The organism is Porphyrobacter sp. AAP60, from assembly GCF_001296025.1.
Lineage (GTDB): Bacteria > Pseudomonadota > Alphaproteobacteria > Sphingomonadales > Sphingomonadaceae > Erythrobacter.
Genome location: NZ_LJHV01000023.1, coordinates 94419 through 108823, shown reverse-complemented (window position 1 = coordinate 108823; position 14405 = coordinate 94419). Strand labels below are relative to the sequence as shown.

At 64.3% G+C, this 14405-nt stretch carries 15 protein-coding genes; 12 read left to right on the top strand and 3 right to left on the bottom strand.

Features of this window, described 5'->3' with window-relative positions; translation table 11 throughout:
* Positions 1–2 precede the first annotated feature (2 nt).
* Entirely contained in the window at positions 3–302 is a 300-nt protein-coding gene (locus tag IP79_RS13745) for a 4a-hydroxytetrahydrobiopterin dehydratase (protein ID WP_054119861.1), read from the top strand.
* A gap of 131 nt (positions 303–433) precedes the next feature.
* On the opposite strand, the gene IP79_RS13740 is transcribed toward IP79_RS13745, so the two are convergent.
* The 3 genes from IP79_RS13740 to IP79_RS13730 form a co-directional block, all read right to left on the bottom strand.
* Complete coding sequence (locus IP79_RS13740; protein ID WP_054119860.1) at positions 434–1240, bottom strand: SDR family oxidoreductase; 807 nt, start codon at positions 1238–1240, stop codon at positions 434–436.
* 83 nt (positions 1241–1323) lie between these two features.
* Positions 1324–3285, bottom strand: coding sequence for a S9 family peptidase (locus IP79_RS13735; protein WP_054119859.1), 1962 nt, complete (start codon positions 3283–3285; stop codon positions 1324–1326).
* A gap of 198 nt (positions 3286–3483) precedes the next feature.
* On the bottom strand, positions 3484–4101 hold the full coding sequence (locus tag IP79_RS13730) for a DNA-3-methyladenine glycosylase family protein (RefSeq protein WP_054119858.1): 618 nt from the start codon (positions 4099–4101) through the stop codon (positions 3484–3486).
* 106 nt (positions 4102–4207) lie between these two features.
* On the opposite strand from IP79_RS13730, the gene IP79_RS13725 reads away from it, so the two are divergent.
* From IP79_RS13725 to IP79_RS13675, 11 genes are all read left to right on the top strand, one after another.
* Positions 4208–4525: a 2Fe-2S iron-sulfur cluster-binding protein gene (locus IP79_RS13725; protein WP_054119857.1), complete on the top strand. Its 318-nt coding sequence runs from the start codon at positions 4208–4210 to the stop codon at positions 4523–4525.
* Positions 4526–4550: 25 nt separating this feature from the next.
* Positions 4551–4919, top strand: coding sequence for a DUF1905 domain-containing protein (locus tag IP79_RS13720; protein ID WP_082337228.1), 369 nt, complete (start codon positions 4551–4553; stop codon positions 4917–4919).
* Positions 4920–5079: 160 nt separating this feature from the next.
* Entirely contained in the window at positions 5080–6120 is a 1041-nt protein-coding gene (locus IP79_RS13715) for a cysteine synthase A (RefSeq protein ID WP_054119856.1), read from the top strand.
* Between the two features lie 32 nt (positions 6121–6152).
* Complete coding sequence (locus IP79_RS13710) at positions 6153–6557, top strand: hypothetical protein (RefSeq protein WP_233994225.1); 405 nt, start codon at positions 6153–6155, stop codon at positions 6555–6557.
* Positions 6538–7317 (top strand): hypothetical protein, encoded by a 780-nt coding sequence (locus IP79_RS13705; RefSeq protein WP_054119854.1) that lies wholly within the window; start codon positions 6538–6540, stop codon positions 7315–7317. Before IP79_RS13710 ends, IP79_RS13705 begins: the two co-directional genes overlap by 20 nt.
* A 478-nt stretch (positions 7318–7795) precedes the next feature.
* Positions 7796–8200: an MraZ C-terminal domain-containing protein gene (locus tag IP79_RS13700; protein WP_233994224.1), complete on the top strand. Its 405-nt coding sequence runs from the start codon at positions 7796–7798 to the stop codon at positions 8198–8200.
* Positions 8200–9156: a 16S rRNA (cytosine(1402)-N(4))-methyltransferase RsmH gene (rsmH, locus tag IP79_RS13695; protein ID WP_054119852.1), complete on the top strand. Its 957-nt coding sequence runs from the start codon at positions 8200–8202 to the stop codon at positions 9154–9156. Before IP79_RS13700 ends, rsmH begins: the two co-directional genes overlap by 1 nt.
* Entirely contained in the window at positions 9153–9689 is a 537-nt protein-coding gene (locus IP79_RS13690) for a hypothetical protein (protein ID WP_054119851.1), read from the top strand. Before rsmH ends, IP79_RS13690 begins: the two co-directional genes overlap by 4 nt.
* Positions 9690–9694: 5 nt before the next feature.
* Positions 9695–11410: a peptidoglycan D,D-transpeptidase FtsI family protein gene (locus IP79_RS13685; protein WP_054120009.1), complete on the top strand. Its 1716-nt coding sequence runs from the start codon at positions 9695–9697 to the stop codon at positions 11408–11410.
* Positions 11410–12885, top strand: coding sequence for a UDP-N-acetylmuramoyl-L-alanyl-D-glutamate--2,6-diaminopimelate ligase (locus IP79_RS13680; protein ID WP_054119850.1), 1476 nt, complete (start codon positions 11410–11412; stop codon positions 12883–12885). Before IP79_RS13685 ends, IP79_RS13680 begins: the two co-directional genes overlap by 1 nt.
* Positions 12885–14369, top strand: coding sequence for a UDP-N-acetylmuramoyl-tripeptide--D-alanyl-D-alanine ligase (locus IP79_RS13675; RefSeq protein WP_197273829.1), 1485 nt, complete (start codon positions 12885–12887; stop codon positions 14367–14369). Before IP79_RS13680 ends, IP79_RS13675 begins: the two co-directional genes overlap by 1 nt.
* The last annotated feature ends 36 nt before the right edge of the window (positions 14370–14405 follow it).

Below are 14405 nucleotides of genomic sequence, written 5' to 3'. Positions count from 1 at the left end.
CCATGTCCCTCCCCGAACTAGACGCAGCCGAAATCGAGAAACTGCTGGCCGATCATCCCGCATGGGAACTGGCACGCGAAGGCAAGGCGATCACGCGCACGTTCCAGTTTGCGGACTTCTCGGAAGCCTGGGGCTTCATGGCCCGTGTTGCCCTGCAGGCCGAAGCGCAGGATCACCACCCCGAATGGTTCAACGTCTATGCCAAGGTCGAAATAACGCTGACCACCCATGATGCAGGCAAAAGCGGCGGCCTGTCGCAGCGCGATGCGAAACTGGCGCGCACGATTGACGGGCTTTTGTGATTTCGCACGCCCTCCGGCGTGCGGTGTCCTCGCTCATGCGGCCTGAAGGCCGCGTCGCTGCGGGCGGCCAGTCGGCCTTGCGGTCGCTAGCACGACCGAAACAGCGCCAATCGGTCAGACGGGAGCTTTCCTCACCGCCCCAAAGGCCCCGAACTGCCGCGCAACTGCTTGCGCACCTTGCCGGGCATCCAGCGCTTGGCGAAGGCCATGCGTTTTGATGTGGCGCCGATGAAGTAATCCAGCTTCGTGCCGTGCACCGCGTCCCACACCGCCTTGGCGACTTCCTGCACCGGGGTGATTTCCAGCCCGGCGGCTGTCACCCGGTCGCGGATCGCTTCGTTGGATTTGCGGTTGCCGGTGCCGTTCAGCAGCGGCGTTTCGATGAAGGCGGGGCACACAGAGGCGACTGTGATCCGGTCGCCCGCCCATTCGGCATCAAGGCTTTCGGACACGGCGCGCACGCCGAACTTGGTGGCGCAATAAACGCTCATCCCTGCCGAAGCGACAATCCCCGCCGCGCTGGAAATGTTGACCAGTGCCGATCCCGGCGCGCTCGCCTTCAGGTAAGGATAGCCCGCCTGCGCGCCATAGAGCACGCCTTTGAGGTTGATATCGAGACAACGGTCGATCTCGTCCGGGTCGAGTTCCGATAGCGATCCGCCCGTGCCGATCCCGGCATTGTTGATCACGGCATCGATCCGCCCCCCGGCAGCGGCGGCAAAGGCGGCAAGTGCTTCATCCCATGCTGCCCGGTCACGCACGTCGAGCTTGCCCGACCACTTCGCATCGCCTGCGATCAGGCCAAGCGTTTCGGCCATCCCCGCTTCGTTGATGTCAGCCACCCCGACAAACCAGCCCTTGGCGGCAAAATGCAGCGCGGTGGCGCGACCGATGCCCGATCCCCCGCCGGTGATGAAAATGCTGCGCTGCTGTCCCACGTGATCCCCTCTCGATTGCTATTTGCAACCTGATTAGAACGGGAAATCGCACTTGTCAGCAACGCAAATGCGCCTGTCCGGGCCTATCCCCCAAGGTTCGCTTCCAGCCCCTTCACGTGCTCCGCGCCCTCGACGATCTGCGCGCTCGACGGTTTCAGCGCATCGCCCACCGGCTCGGCCCGGCCGCCGATGCAGGCGGCGAGGAAGTTTTCGGCAATGGCATAGAAGGCGATATTGTTTTCAGGCCGGGCAAAGCCGTGGCCTTCATCGGGGTAAAGCACATAGGTCACGGGAATTCCGGCAGACTTCATGGCGGTCACGATCTGATCGCTTTCCGCCTGCGCCACGCGCGGATCGTTTGCGCCTTGCCCGATCAGCAGCGGTTTCACGATCTTGTCCGCCTTGTAGAGCGGGCTGGCTGCCTTGAGCATTGCCAGACCTTCTTCGGTGTTGGGATCGCCCATGCGGGTGTGGAACTGTTTCACCAGCGGCTCCCAATAGGGCGGGATCGTTTTCAGCAGGGTTTCCAGATTCGACGGGCCGACGATATCGACACCGCAGGCGAATATGTCCGGCGTAAAGGTCAGCCCCGCCAGCGTGGCATAGCCGCCGTATGATCCGCCCATGATCGCGATCTTGTCGGGCTGCGCGATGAAATCGCCGATCGCGAATTCGACAGCGTCGATCAGGTCGTCGTGCATTTTCAGGCCCCACTGCAGGTTCCCGGCATTGATGAAATCCTTGCCGAACCCGGTCGAGCCGCGGAAATTGACGCTGAGCACCGCATAGCCGCGATTGGCGAGCATCTGGTGGTTGGCATTGAAGCCATATCCATCGCGCGCCCACGGCCCGCCATGCACCAGCAGCACCATCGGCACGGGCTTGTCCGGCCTGCCGTCGCCATCGGTATCGCTGCCGGGCGGCAGGGTAAGATAGGATGGCAGGGTCAAACCATCGCGGCTGGCGATTTCGATCGGGTACATCGGTTGCAGCGGTGCCCCTTCCAGCGCGGGGCGCGAGGTATAGAACGGGGTCAGCGTGCCCGCTTTGCGATCATAGATATAGGTCGCGGCGGGCTTGACCAGCGGATCATTGCCGACGATCCAGATGCTGTCATCGTCCGTGCGGCTGGCGATGCCGAACTGGCCTTCGAGCTTGGACTTGAGGAAATCGAGCGATACGCCGATTTCGGGGTCGATCGCGGTCCATTCGTTCTTGAGATAATTGACCGCATAGGCCTCTACCACGCCGGTAACAGGATCGCGCAGCGTACCGCCGATATCGGCCTTGTCATCTTCGGCAATGATCCGCTTTTCGCCCGAGGCGCTATCCTGCGCGATCAGTGCGGCGGTGTTGCGGCCCCGGCTGTCGATCCAGTAAAGCGTGCTGCCGTCGGAAGTGTAGCCAGCGGGCGAGGTGGTCAGCGCGTCTTCCATCGCCGTGCTTTCGAACGGTTCGGCAGCCACGACGTTATCGGTCACGCGGAAATAATCGGTGCCGCCCGCCGCGTTCTGGCGCAGCGCCATTCGCAGGGTCAGCGTGTCATCGGCCATGAACCCGGCATAGCCGCTGTTTTCCAGTACCAGCGTCAGCTTGCCAGTGGTCAGATCCAGCATGTGCACATCGTGGAAGCGCGGGTCGCGGTTGTTGAGGCCCAGCAGAACCTTGTCCTTGATCGTCGACGAAGCGCCGACGATCTGCACGCGGGTCTTTTCGAACGGGGTCAGCGTGGTTTCCGCGCCGGTGGCGATGTTGATGCCGTAAAGCAGGAAATTCTCATCCCCGCCCTTGTCCTGAATATACATGACGGAACTGGCGTCGGGCGACCAGAAATGCTGGCGGATCGGACGGTCGGTCGCGCTGGTAATGGCGCGCCCGGCATCGGGGTCGTTCGCCGGGGCAACCCAGATGTTGAGCACCCCGTCCTTGGGCGCGAGCCAGCTGAGCCATTTCCCGTCCGGGCTGATCTGTCCGGCTGCGCGAACAGGATTGCCGAACAGAGCGTCACGCGGGATCAGGGGGGCAGTTTCGGCTGTCGTGGTCATTGCGGTTCCATCTTTGGGGGCGTGATTATCGGCAAGGCTGACAGCGGGAAGGGCCAGAACGCTCGCCGCCGCGGTGGTCAGACATAGGTTCCGAATATGGTGGAATGACGCCATGATGAGTTTCTCCGATCAATGCCCATTTCATCTACTGTATTGCACATGTAAGGCACATGAAATGCGCCTGCAAGCTTGGCTAAGCTAAAGCGCCGGGTTGGCGTAGAAATGCCATGTGAAGATCGCCATGGCCCCGCGTTGCGGAGACCAGCTTTCCGCCAGCCTGCGCGTGGCATTTTCCAGCGGGCGTTCTTCCAGATCGAGCAGGCGTTTGACCCCTTCCTGCACGGCAAGGTCTCCGGCAGGCCAGATATCGGGGCGGCCTTCGGCAAACAGCAGGTAGATTTCCGCTGACCAGCGCCCGATCCCCTTGATGCGGGTGAGCAGCGCGATCGCTTCCTCGTCATCGGCAGGCAGGTGATGCAGATCAAGCTCGCCTGCCGCCACCAGTTCGCACAGGGATCGGGCATAGCCCTGTTTCTGGCGCGATAGCCCGCAAGCGCGCAGGGTATCGAAATCGCGTTCCAGCAGGCAGGCGGGCGTGAACCCCGCGCCCAGTTCCGTCTCCAGCTTGTTCCACACCGATGCCGCCGACGCGACCGAGACCTGCTGGCCGACGATGGTGCGCAGCAGCGTTTCGAAACCGGGCGCACGGATGCGGGCTTCGGGATAGCCAACGCGGGTCAGCGCGCTGGCGAGTTGCGGCTCACGCAAGGCCAGCGCATCCAGATCATCGCGCAATTTTTCCGCTGTCAGTCCCACTGCCACTTTCCTTAACTTGCCTTGATCGGCAGACTGTCTTAGCAGCCCGTCAAGCATCTCTCAGCGCCGAACATTGCGCGCAATAGCCGAAAAGGAACTGAACTCCATGCCCAGACTGGTCGTCACCAACCGCGAAGGCGCCACCAGCGAGATCACCGTCGATGACGGCCTCACCGTGATGGAAGCGATCCGCGACAACGGGTTTGACGAGCTGCTGGCGCTGTGTGGCGGATGCTGTTCGTGCGCGACTTGCCATGTGCATGTCGATCCGGCTTTCGCCGACAAGCTGCCCAAGATGAGCGAAGACGAGGACGATCTGCTCGAATCCAGCGATCACCGCACCGAAACCAGCCGCTTGTCGTGCCAGATCGCGCTGAGCGCCGAACTTGACGGGCTGCACGTCACCATCGCTCCGGAAGATTGATCTTTCGGCGCGCAGGAACGGGCCGGTGCACGATGATCTGGCCCGGTTTCTGCGCGACGAACTCGGCCATGCGCCCGATGCTGCGGCAGGGCCGTGGCACGTGCGCGGGCCGGTGTGGCTGTGGCAGGGGAGCGATGGCGCTCCGGCCAAGGGATCGTGGTATTTCCTGACCATCGATGGCGAAACCGCAGCGGCGATCCGCGCCCATGCCACCAATGCCGCCGCATGGGGATCGGTTTACGTCGAGGCGACTATCGGCGGCACAACATGGCGGACATCGCTGTTTCCCTCGAAGCAGGCGGGCGGCTGGTTGCTGCCGCTCAAGGCCGCAGTGCGCAAGGCCGAAAAGATCGGGGAAGGCGCCGTGGTGGAGGCGACGCTTGCTCTTGCCTGATCCTCGTCATTGCGAGCGAAGCGAAGCAATCCATGAACTGACCGTCTCCTTTTGGACGCACCACCGGTCCATGGATTGCCGCGTCGCCTGCGGCTCCTCGCAATGACGAATAGAGCACCCAGCCATTGCCCCGCGCCGTCCAAGCGCCTAATTCACTGCGATGAACATTACACGCCCCTTTGGCGATACCCTCGCACTGATCGGTAATACTCCCATGGTTCGCCTTGCCGGGCCGAGCGACGCGGCGGGCTGCGACATCTACGGCAAGTGCGAATTCGCCAACCCTGGATCGTCGGTGAAAGACCGCGCCGCCCTGTGGATCATCCGCGATGCCGAGGCGCGCGGGGAATTGCTGCCGGGCGGCACCGTGGTCGAAGGCACGGCGGGCAATACCGGCATCGGCATAGCGCTGGTGGCCAATGCGCGCGGTTACAAGACGATCATCGTCATGCCCGACAACCAGTCCAAGGAAAAGATGGACACCCTGCGGGCGCTGGGCGCCGAGCTGGTGCTGGTGCCGCCGACCAAGTTTGCCGATGCGGGCCACTTCGTCCACACCTCGCGCCGTCTGGCCGAAGAAACGCCGGGCGCGGTGTGGGCCAACCAGTTCGACAATATCGCCAACCGCCGCGCCCATATCGAAGGCACCGCGCCGGAAATCTGGCAGCAGCTTGGCGGCCGCGTCGATGGCTTCACCTGCGCAGCAGGCACCGGCGGCACGATTGCGGGCGTGGGCCTTGGTCTCAAAGCCTTCGACGAAAACATCCGCATCGCGCTGACCGATCCGCACGGCGCGGCGCTGTACAATTATTACGCGCACGGCGAATTGAAGGCTGAAGGATCGTCGGTCGCAGAAGGCATCGGGCAGGGCCGGATCACCGCCAATCTCGAAGGCGCGGCGATCGACACGCAATACCGCATCAGCGACGAGGACGGGCTGATCTGGGTCGAACGCTTGCTGAAGGACGAAGGCCTGTGCCTTGGCCTGTCATCCGGGATCAATGTGGCGGGCGCGATTGCGCTGGGCCGCGAGTTGGTGGCCGAGGGGCGCGAGAATCCGCAAGTGGTCACGATCCTGTGCGATACCGGCTTCCGTTACCTTTCGACGCTCTACAATGCCGAATGGTTGGCGGCCAAAGGCCTGCCGGTGTTCGACTGGCTCGCCCCTGCATCGAATGGCGCATCGGCCAGCGCCGCATGAGCCGCCCGAGCATCATGGATCGGTTGCGGCGCATGAACCAGCGCAGTCTGTTCGCGCCATCCCGCAGCGCTCACCCGGCTTTGCCCGGCCAACCGGAAACCGCGCTGCAGGACGAAACACCCGCAGGCCAGACCCGGGCCGAAGCCTTGCAGCGGCTTCAGGTCGGGCTGTTCGGAATCGGGGCGATGGTGCTGCTGGTGGGTCTGGCAAGCATCATCGGATCGCAGGCCGATCTGGCCCAGGAAGCCGCTGTGCCAGAAGCCGCACCAACGACCGAACCGAAACCCGTGGCATCGCAGGCCAATCCGCTGGCCGATGCCGGTGTGGTGCCCGATATCGCCGGTGATCCCGCGCCTACCCCGTCGGCCACGCCGCTCAATCTGCCGCCGCCGCCGCCGGATGCGCAGGGGGCAGGCAATGCCGCGCCGCAACAGTAGATCGGGACTGGCCGCAGCGCTGCTGGCGCTGGCGGCCTGTTCGCCCGAAGCCGCTCCTGCCAAGGCCGACGCCGAAGCAGAAGGGATGCGTCAGCCGCTCGGCCTGATGACAAGCCTGCCGCTCTACTGGCCCGAGGGCGCGGAAATCACCGATCTTGCCGCAGGACGCGCCCCGCCGCCGTGGCAGCGGGTGGCAATGGAACAGCGCTACACACTGACGCTGCTCGATACGCTTTCCTCTCAGCCGGGCCTGTCACCCGATGCGCCCGAAACCGACCCTTTGACGGGGCTTGATCGGCTGGCGGTGATCCAGCCGCGCGGGCTTTCGCCTGCGGATAATGTCGCGCTGGATGAATGGGTGCGGGCAGGCGGGCGGCTTTTGCTGGTGCTCGATCCGGCTCTGACGGGCGAATATGATCTGGCGCTGGGCGATCCGCGCCGCCCGGTCGATAATGCCCTGATCCCTCCGGTGGTGGCGCTGTGGGGGTTGGCGGTCAGTTTTGACGAGGCGCAGGAGGCAGCAGTTGTCGGAGCGATGATGGGCAAGACCCGCCTCCCGCTCGCACTGGCCGGCAAGGTTGCCATCACCGATCCCGGCGCTGCTGCCTGCAGGCTCGCGGCGAAGGATGCTGTTGCCCTGTGCAAGGTGGGCGAAGGGCAGGTCACGCTGATCGCCGATGCTGCGGTGTTCGAGCATCCCGAACTCGCGGGTGAGGGCGGGGCAGACTTGCGCGCGGTGTTGGCCGCAGCCTTTGAATGATGTGTTCGGGGAAATCGCGGGAACAGCGGGACTCGGAGTCGCCGCAAATCCGGGAAATCGCGGGAAAACCCCTGTTTTATCACCGCCCAGCGACCGATTCCTGCCATGAATTGGCGCATCAGTATTCCTGCCTATCGACAGAAAAATCATTAGATTCAGATTTTTAGCAAGTTTTCCCGCATTTTCCCGGAAAAATCCCTTCCATCCCCGATGCTTCCCCGATAATACCGGGGGCCATCAGACATGCCTGTTTGAACTGCGTCCAGCCGGTGGGGCTGGCGCACCGGATCCGCTTGCGCGTGGCCGGTGAGGGGAAAGGCATGTCGGATCAGCGGACGGGCTCCATGGGGGAGTTTGCCGCGCCGGGGCATGAGGGGAACGCAGGCACGTGTCTGCTTTTGGAGGATATAGCGGACAAGCCTACTCGCCTGCTGGCGATAAGGGCCGCTTTGTCTTGCCTCCCGCCTTCCGCAAGACTGTGAAAGACAGCTCCGGCGGCAACCGCATCCTGTGTCTTGCCGCGCATGACCGGTTCGATTGCCTGATCGGATTCGGCCAGTCGCGCACCGAAAAACTCGAACAACAGCTCGAACGCGAAGAAGAACGCGCCATCCGCCTGAACGACCCGACCTTTGACCGCGATGTGCGCGCCCAGCAATTGTTCGGTTTCGAACAGCTGCCGTTCGATGATAGCGGGCGCTTTGTCATGCCCGAACACTTGCGCGATCTGGGCAAGGTGGGTGACGGGCTGTATTTTCAGGGCGCGGGCGATTTCTTCTTTGTCTGGAACCCCGAAGAACTCGGCCAGATGGATACTGCCTGGAAGGGCGCGCAGGCCGCCTGTGCCAAGCTGATCGCCGCCGCCAAAAAGGGGGCAGCGTGATGACGCCCGAACCTTCCGGCACTGCTCCCCACATTCCCGTGCTGCTCGATGAAGTGGTCGCCGCGATTGCCCCGCGCCCCGGCATGACGATTGTGGATGCCACCTTTGGCGCGGGCGGATACACTGCTGCGCTGCTCGAAGCGGGCGCGCAGGTTCACGCCTTTGATCGCGATCCCGATGCGATCGAAGCGGGGCAAGTCATGGTCGCCCGTTACGAAGGCCGCCTGCACCTGCACCCCGCACGGTTTTCGCAGATGCGCTCCGAACTTGCGGCGATTGGCGTTGCCAGCGTGGATGCGGTGGTAATGGATATCGGCGTGTCCTCGATGCAGCTCGATCAGGGTGAGCGGGGCTTTGCCTTCATGCATGATGGCCCGTTGGACATGCGGATGAGCCAATCGGGCGAAAGCGCTGCCGATTTCCTCAACACCGCCGATGAAGAAGCCATCGCCAATGTGCTCTACCGCTATGGTGAGGAACGCCAGTCGCGCCGCGTGGCCCGCGCCATCGTGGCTGCGCGCCCGCTGGTGACTACGGGCGAACTGGCGCGCGTGGTGCGCCGCGCGCTGGGGCACAAGCCGCATGACAAGAAAGACCCGGCCACCCGCACCTTTCAGGCGGTGCGCATCCATGTGAACGACGAACTGGGCGAACTCGAAGCCGGGCTTGCGGCCGCAGAGGCATTGCTGGGCGAGGGCGGCGTTCTGGCGGTGGTCAGCTTCCATTCCCTGGAAGACCGGATCGTGAAGCATTTTCTGCGCGCCGCCAGCGGTGCAGGGCGCGCCGTTTCGCGCCACCTGCCCGGCGAAATCGCTGGCCCGCCGCCGGTGTTCAGCCAGGTTTCCAAGGGTATCCGCCCTTCCGATGCCGAACTCGATTCCAATCCCCGCGCCCGCTCATCCACCTTGCGCCACGCGATCCGCACCGGCGCCCCTGCACGGAGTCATGCCGCATGATCAGCAGCACTCAGGCACGTTCGCTGGGGTGGATGGCGGTGCTCGCGATTTGCGTGGCGATGGTCGTTGTCCTCAGCGTCAAGGTGCATGCAGTGCGCAGCGAAGTGCTGCTGGCCGAACGGCAGTTGATCGCGCTGGAACGCGAAACCCTGTTGCTGGAAACCGAATTCCAGACCCGCGCGAGCCAGCGTCAGCTGGCTGAATGGAACACGGTCGAATTCGGCTACCAGTCTCCCCGCGCAGGACAGTTTCTTGATGGCGAACGCCAGTTGGCCAGCCTTGGCCAGCGGCTTGGCCCCGATGCGCCAGCCCCGATCCGGCTGGCCCGCGCCGATACGGGCGATGCTAATGCTGTTCCCGCTGCGCCGATGCGTTCACCATTGTCGGGTGTCACGGTGACACTGGCTTCGGCCAGCAGCGAAAAGGACGCGGGCGAGGTGTTCAGCGATGCTTTCGGCGATTTCCTGATCGAAGCCTCCCCGATCCGCGCTGCCAATGCCCAGACGCTCAGCGCCAAGGCGGCAGCGGAATGAACGGGATGGCTGCCCAAGCGGCCTTCCCCACCATTCCTGCAGGCCGTGTCCGCCTTGTCCAGCTGCGTTCGCACCTGTTGCTGACCGCGCGGCTGCGGCTGCTGTTCATTGCGCTGGGTTTTGCCGCGATCACTGTGCTGGCGCTGCTGCGGATATTCTCACTCGGCCTGGTCGGCAATGCGCCGCAGCGCACCAGCCTGCAGGAAGCGCTGCTGCCTTCCCGCGGCGAAATCACCGATCGCCACGGCGCACCGCTGGCCCGCGCCTTCCCGGCATATGCGCTGTGGTTCGATCCCAAGGCGATGGGCGATAACGGCGCCCCACTGGTCAACACGCCGGAAAAGGTCGCCCGCGATCTGAAGGCGATCTTCCCCGATATCGACGAAGCCCGCATGGCCAGCCGCCTTGCTTCGGGCCGGGCAGGCTATCTGCGCCGACGCCTGCTGCCGGAAGAGGCGAACAAGGTGTTCGGTCTGGGCGAAATCGCGCTGGAAATTCCGCGCGAAAGTGATCGCTATTACCCGCAAGGCACGCTGGCGGCGCATGTGCTGGGTTACGTTGTCGAGGATGAAGGCGGCAAGATCGGGATGGAGCAGGTGCTGGATGCGCGGCTTGATGATCCCGATCTGCGCGGAGATCCGGTAGCGCTGTCGATCGACGTTCGGGTGCAGGGCGCGCTGGAGGATGAACTGCGCCGCGGGATGCTTGCCACCAATGCGCTGGGCGCGGCTGGCATCGTGCTGGACGTTGATACCGGCGAAGTGATGGCGCTGGCGAGCCTGCCCGAATTCGATCCCAATACCGCAGGGGCAGCCGGGGCGAAGAACGTGTTCAACCGCGCCACCAACGGGGTTTACGAACTCGGCTCGACCTTCAAGCCGTTGAGCATCGCTGCCGCAATCGATGCGGGCGTGGTGCGCGATTTTGGGCGCGCGTGGGATGCCTCGCCGGTGCAGGTCGCAGGCCGCACGCTACGCGATCAGCATCCCAAGGGCGCAACGCTCAATGTGCCGCAGGCGCTGGTCTATTCGTCTAACACCGTGACCGCGCGCGTGGCCGACGAACTTGGCCCTGAACGGCTGCGCCGCATGATGATCGATCTGGGGATGGACAGCCGCCCCTTCATCGAACTGCCCGCGCGGGGCATGCCGCTGTGGCCGCAAGGCAAGTGGAGCCGTATCACCAACATGACGGTGAGCTACGGCCACGGTTTCAATGTCACCCCGCTGCATCTGGCGAGCGCCTACGCGGCGCTGGTCAATGGCGGGATATGGCGTCCGTCGACGCTGATGAAGCTTGATCCAGCCGATGTGCCGCGCGGGCGGCGGGTGTTCAAGGAATCGACCTCGTCGCGGATGCGCCAGATGCTGCGGATGATTTCGCTTTATGGCACCGGCAAAAGCGCTGATGCGCCCGGCTACCGGGTGGGCGGCAAGACCGGATCGGCCGACAAGAACGAGAACGGCAGGTACAAGACCAACACGATTGTATCGTCCTTCGCGGCCGCTTTCCCGATGGATGCCCCGCGTTATGTTGTGGTGGTGGTGATTGACGAGCCCAAGGGCACTGTGGCGAGCAGTTTTCAGCGCACCGCCGCTTTCACCTCCGCGCCGGTGGTGGGCAGGCTGGTACCGCGCATCGGGCCGATGCTGGGCGTGCAGCCCGATGAAAGCCGCGATGTCGATATCTCCGACTTGCGCTATCTGGTGGACAAGCGCTGATGCGACTGGCCGATCTTCTGGCAACGGCAGGGCTGGACGCTGCGGGCGCAAGCGATGCGGCAGTAACCGGCTTTGCCATTGATCACCGCAAGGTTGCCCCCGGAACCGTTTTCGGCGCTTTCGTAGGCGCAAGCGTCAATGGCGAGGATTTCATCCGCCCCGCCATCGCAGCAGGCGCGGTTGCCATCGTGGCCCGCCTGGAAGCCCGCGTCGAAGGCGCGTTGCACATTGCCGATCCCGCACCCCGCCGCGCCTTTGCGCGCCTCGCTGCGGGTTTTTTCGCGCCCTATCCGCCCACCATCGTCGCGGTGACGGGCACCAACGGCAAGACCTCCTGCGTCGAAATGACCCGCCAGATCTGGCGCATGGCGGGCGAGCGTGCGGCCAGCATCGGCACGCTGGGTGTAACCACGCCCGATGGTTCTGTATCCACCGGCCTGACGACGCCCGACATTGTCACCTTCCTAGGCAATATGAGCGGGCTGGCGCGGGAAGGCGTGACCCATGTGGCTTACGAGGCATCGAGCCACGGGCTTGATCAGTTCCGCAATGAAGGGCTGGCTGTCTCGGCCAGCGCCTTCACCAATTTCAGCCGCGATCACCTCGATTATCACGGCACCATGGAAGCCTATTTCACCGCCAAGATGCGGTTGTTCACCGAGGTCGTTGCGCCCGGCAGCCCGGCGGTGATCCATGACGCAGGCGATGGTTCGCCATGGACCGCGCAGGCGATTGCCAAGGCGGCAGCACGCGGGCTCGACGTGCGCAGCGTGGGCGAGGGCGGGACCTTCCTGCGGCTGGTTTCCCGCGAACCCGGGCAGTTGGGACAGGTTCTTGCCATCGAATATGAAGGCGAGGCGCGGAAGGTCAATCTGCCGCTGATCGGTGCCTATCAGGCGGCCAATGCGCTGGTATCGGCTGGCCTTGCGCTTGCGTCCGGCGTGAACGCTTCGGCGGTGTTCGATGCGCTCACCCGCTTGCAACCCGTGCGCGGGCGGCTGGAACGCGCCGCGCTCAATCCGGCGGGCGCGCCGGCCTATGTCGATTATGCCCACACGCCCGATGCGCTGGAGGCCGCGATTGCCGCGCTGCGACCGCATGTGGCGGAAGGCGGGCGGCTGATCGTGGTGTTCGGCGCAGGCGGAGATCGTGACGCGGGCAAGCGGCCCGAAATGGGCGCTGTCGCCGCGCGCGCCGCCGATATTGCCATTGTCACCGATGATAACCCCCGCAGCGAAGATCCCGCCGCCATCCGCGCCGCGATCATGGCGGGCGCAAACGGTGGCTTGCGCGAAATTGGTGATCGCCGCGCTGCCATAGCTGCCGCAGTTGGGGAAGCTGGAGCGCGGGACATTGTGCTCATCGCCGGCAAAGGCCACGAGCAGGGTCAAATATTCGGGTCAGGAGAAACAATGCGGATCGAAGCTTTCGACGATGTCGAAGTGGCGCGGCAATGTGCCGGAGGGCAGTGTTGATGTCTGTTCCGTTGAACGCGCCTGCCCTTCACCCGATGCTGCGCGAATGGCCGGTCACTGCCCGCGATGCCTTGCCCATGGCGCTGTGGAGCGCGGCCGAAATCGCCGCTGCCACGGGCGGCACCGCCAGCCACGATTTCCAGGCTTCGGGCGTCGAGATGGATTCGCGCGATGTGAAACCGGGCGATCTGTTCGTTGCGCTTAAGGGTGAGGCGATGGATGGTCACAAGTTCGTGGCCCAGGCCTTTGCAAAGGGGGCGGTTGCCGCCGTCACCGATCGCCCGGTCGATTTTCCGCACGTGCTGGTGGCAGATACCACGGCAGCGCTGCATGCGCTGGCTCATGCGGCGCGGGATCGCGCTGGCGAAGCGGTGCGGATCGCGATCACCGGATCGGTCGGCAAGACCGGGGTGAAAGAGGCGATCTTCGCCTGTCTCGACCGCGCCAGCCGCGGCGCGGCGCATCGTTCGGTGCGCAGCTACAACAATCATGTCGGCGTGCCGCTCAGCCTTGCGCGGATGCCGGCGCGCGCGAAGTTCGGTGTGTTCGAAATGGGCATGAACCACGCGGGCGAAATCGCGCCGCTGGCCGATCACGTGCGCCCGCATGTCGCGCTGATCACCACCATCGCGCCCGCCCATATCGAAAACCTCGGCAGTCTTGAGGCTATCGCGGATGAAAAGGCGCAGATCTTCACCGGCCTCGTGCCCGGCGGGATCGCGGTCATTCCCGCTGATGCCGATCATGCCGACCGGCTGATCGCGCAGGCCAAAGCGTGCGGAGCGAAGGTTGTTACCTTCGGACGCGCCAAGGGCGCCGATGTGCGGCTGCTTGATGCCATTCCGGCGGCAGGCGGCGGGTCGCTGATTACCGCTGACCTCGGCGATATCCGCGTGTGCTATACCATTGCCGAGCCGGGCGAACACTGGATCACCAATTCGCTGGGCGTCATGGCGGCGGTGCGCGCGGCAGGCGGCGACCTGGCGGCTGCGGGCCTTGCGCTGGCGGAGATGGGCGGGCTGAAGGGACGCGGCGCGCGCCACACGCTCGGCGTTGCAGGCGGCACGGCGCTGCTGATCGATGAAAGCTACAACGCCAACCCGGCTTCCATGCGCGCGACCCTCAAATCGCTGGCGACCACGCCTGCCACCCGGCGGATCGCGGTGCTGGGCAGTATGAAGGAACTGGGCGATTTTGCCGATGCCTTTCACCGCCAATTGGCTGAACCGATCGCCGAAGCGGGCGTGACCCATGCTATCCTTGTCGGCGCAGAGATGCAGGCCCTTGCTGACGAGTTGGGGAAAGCTGCCACGCCGATGCTTGGCAAGGGCGCAAGCTTCACGCATTGCGAAACCCCTGCCGAAGCTATCGCGGCGCTGGGGCAATACGGGCTTGTCCATGGTGATGCGGTGCTGGTGAAGGGGTCCAATTCGGTGGGGTTGGGCAAGCTGGTGTCACATCTGATCGAACACGCCCGCGGTTAGAGCACGCTCTGGGGCGGTTGGCCCTATCACGGGGCA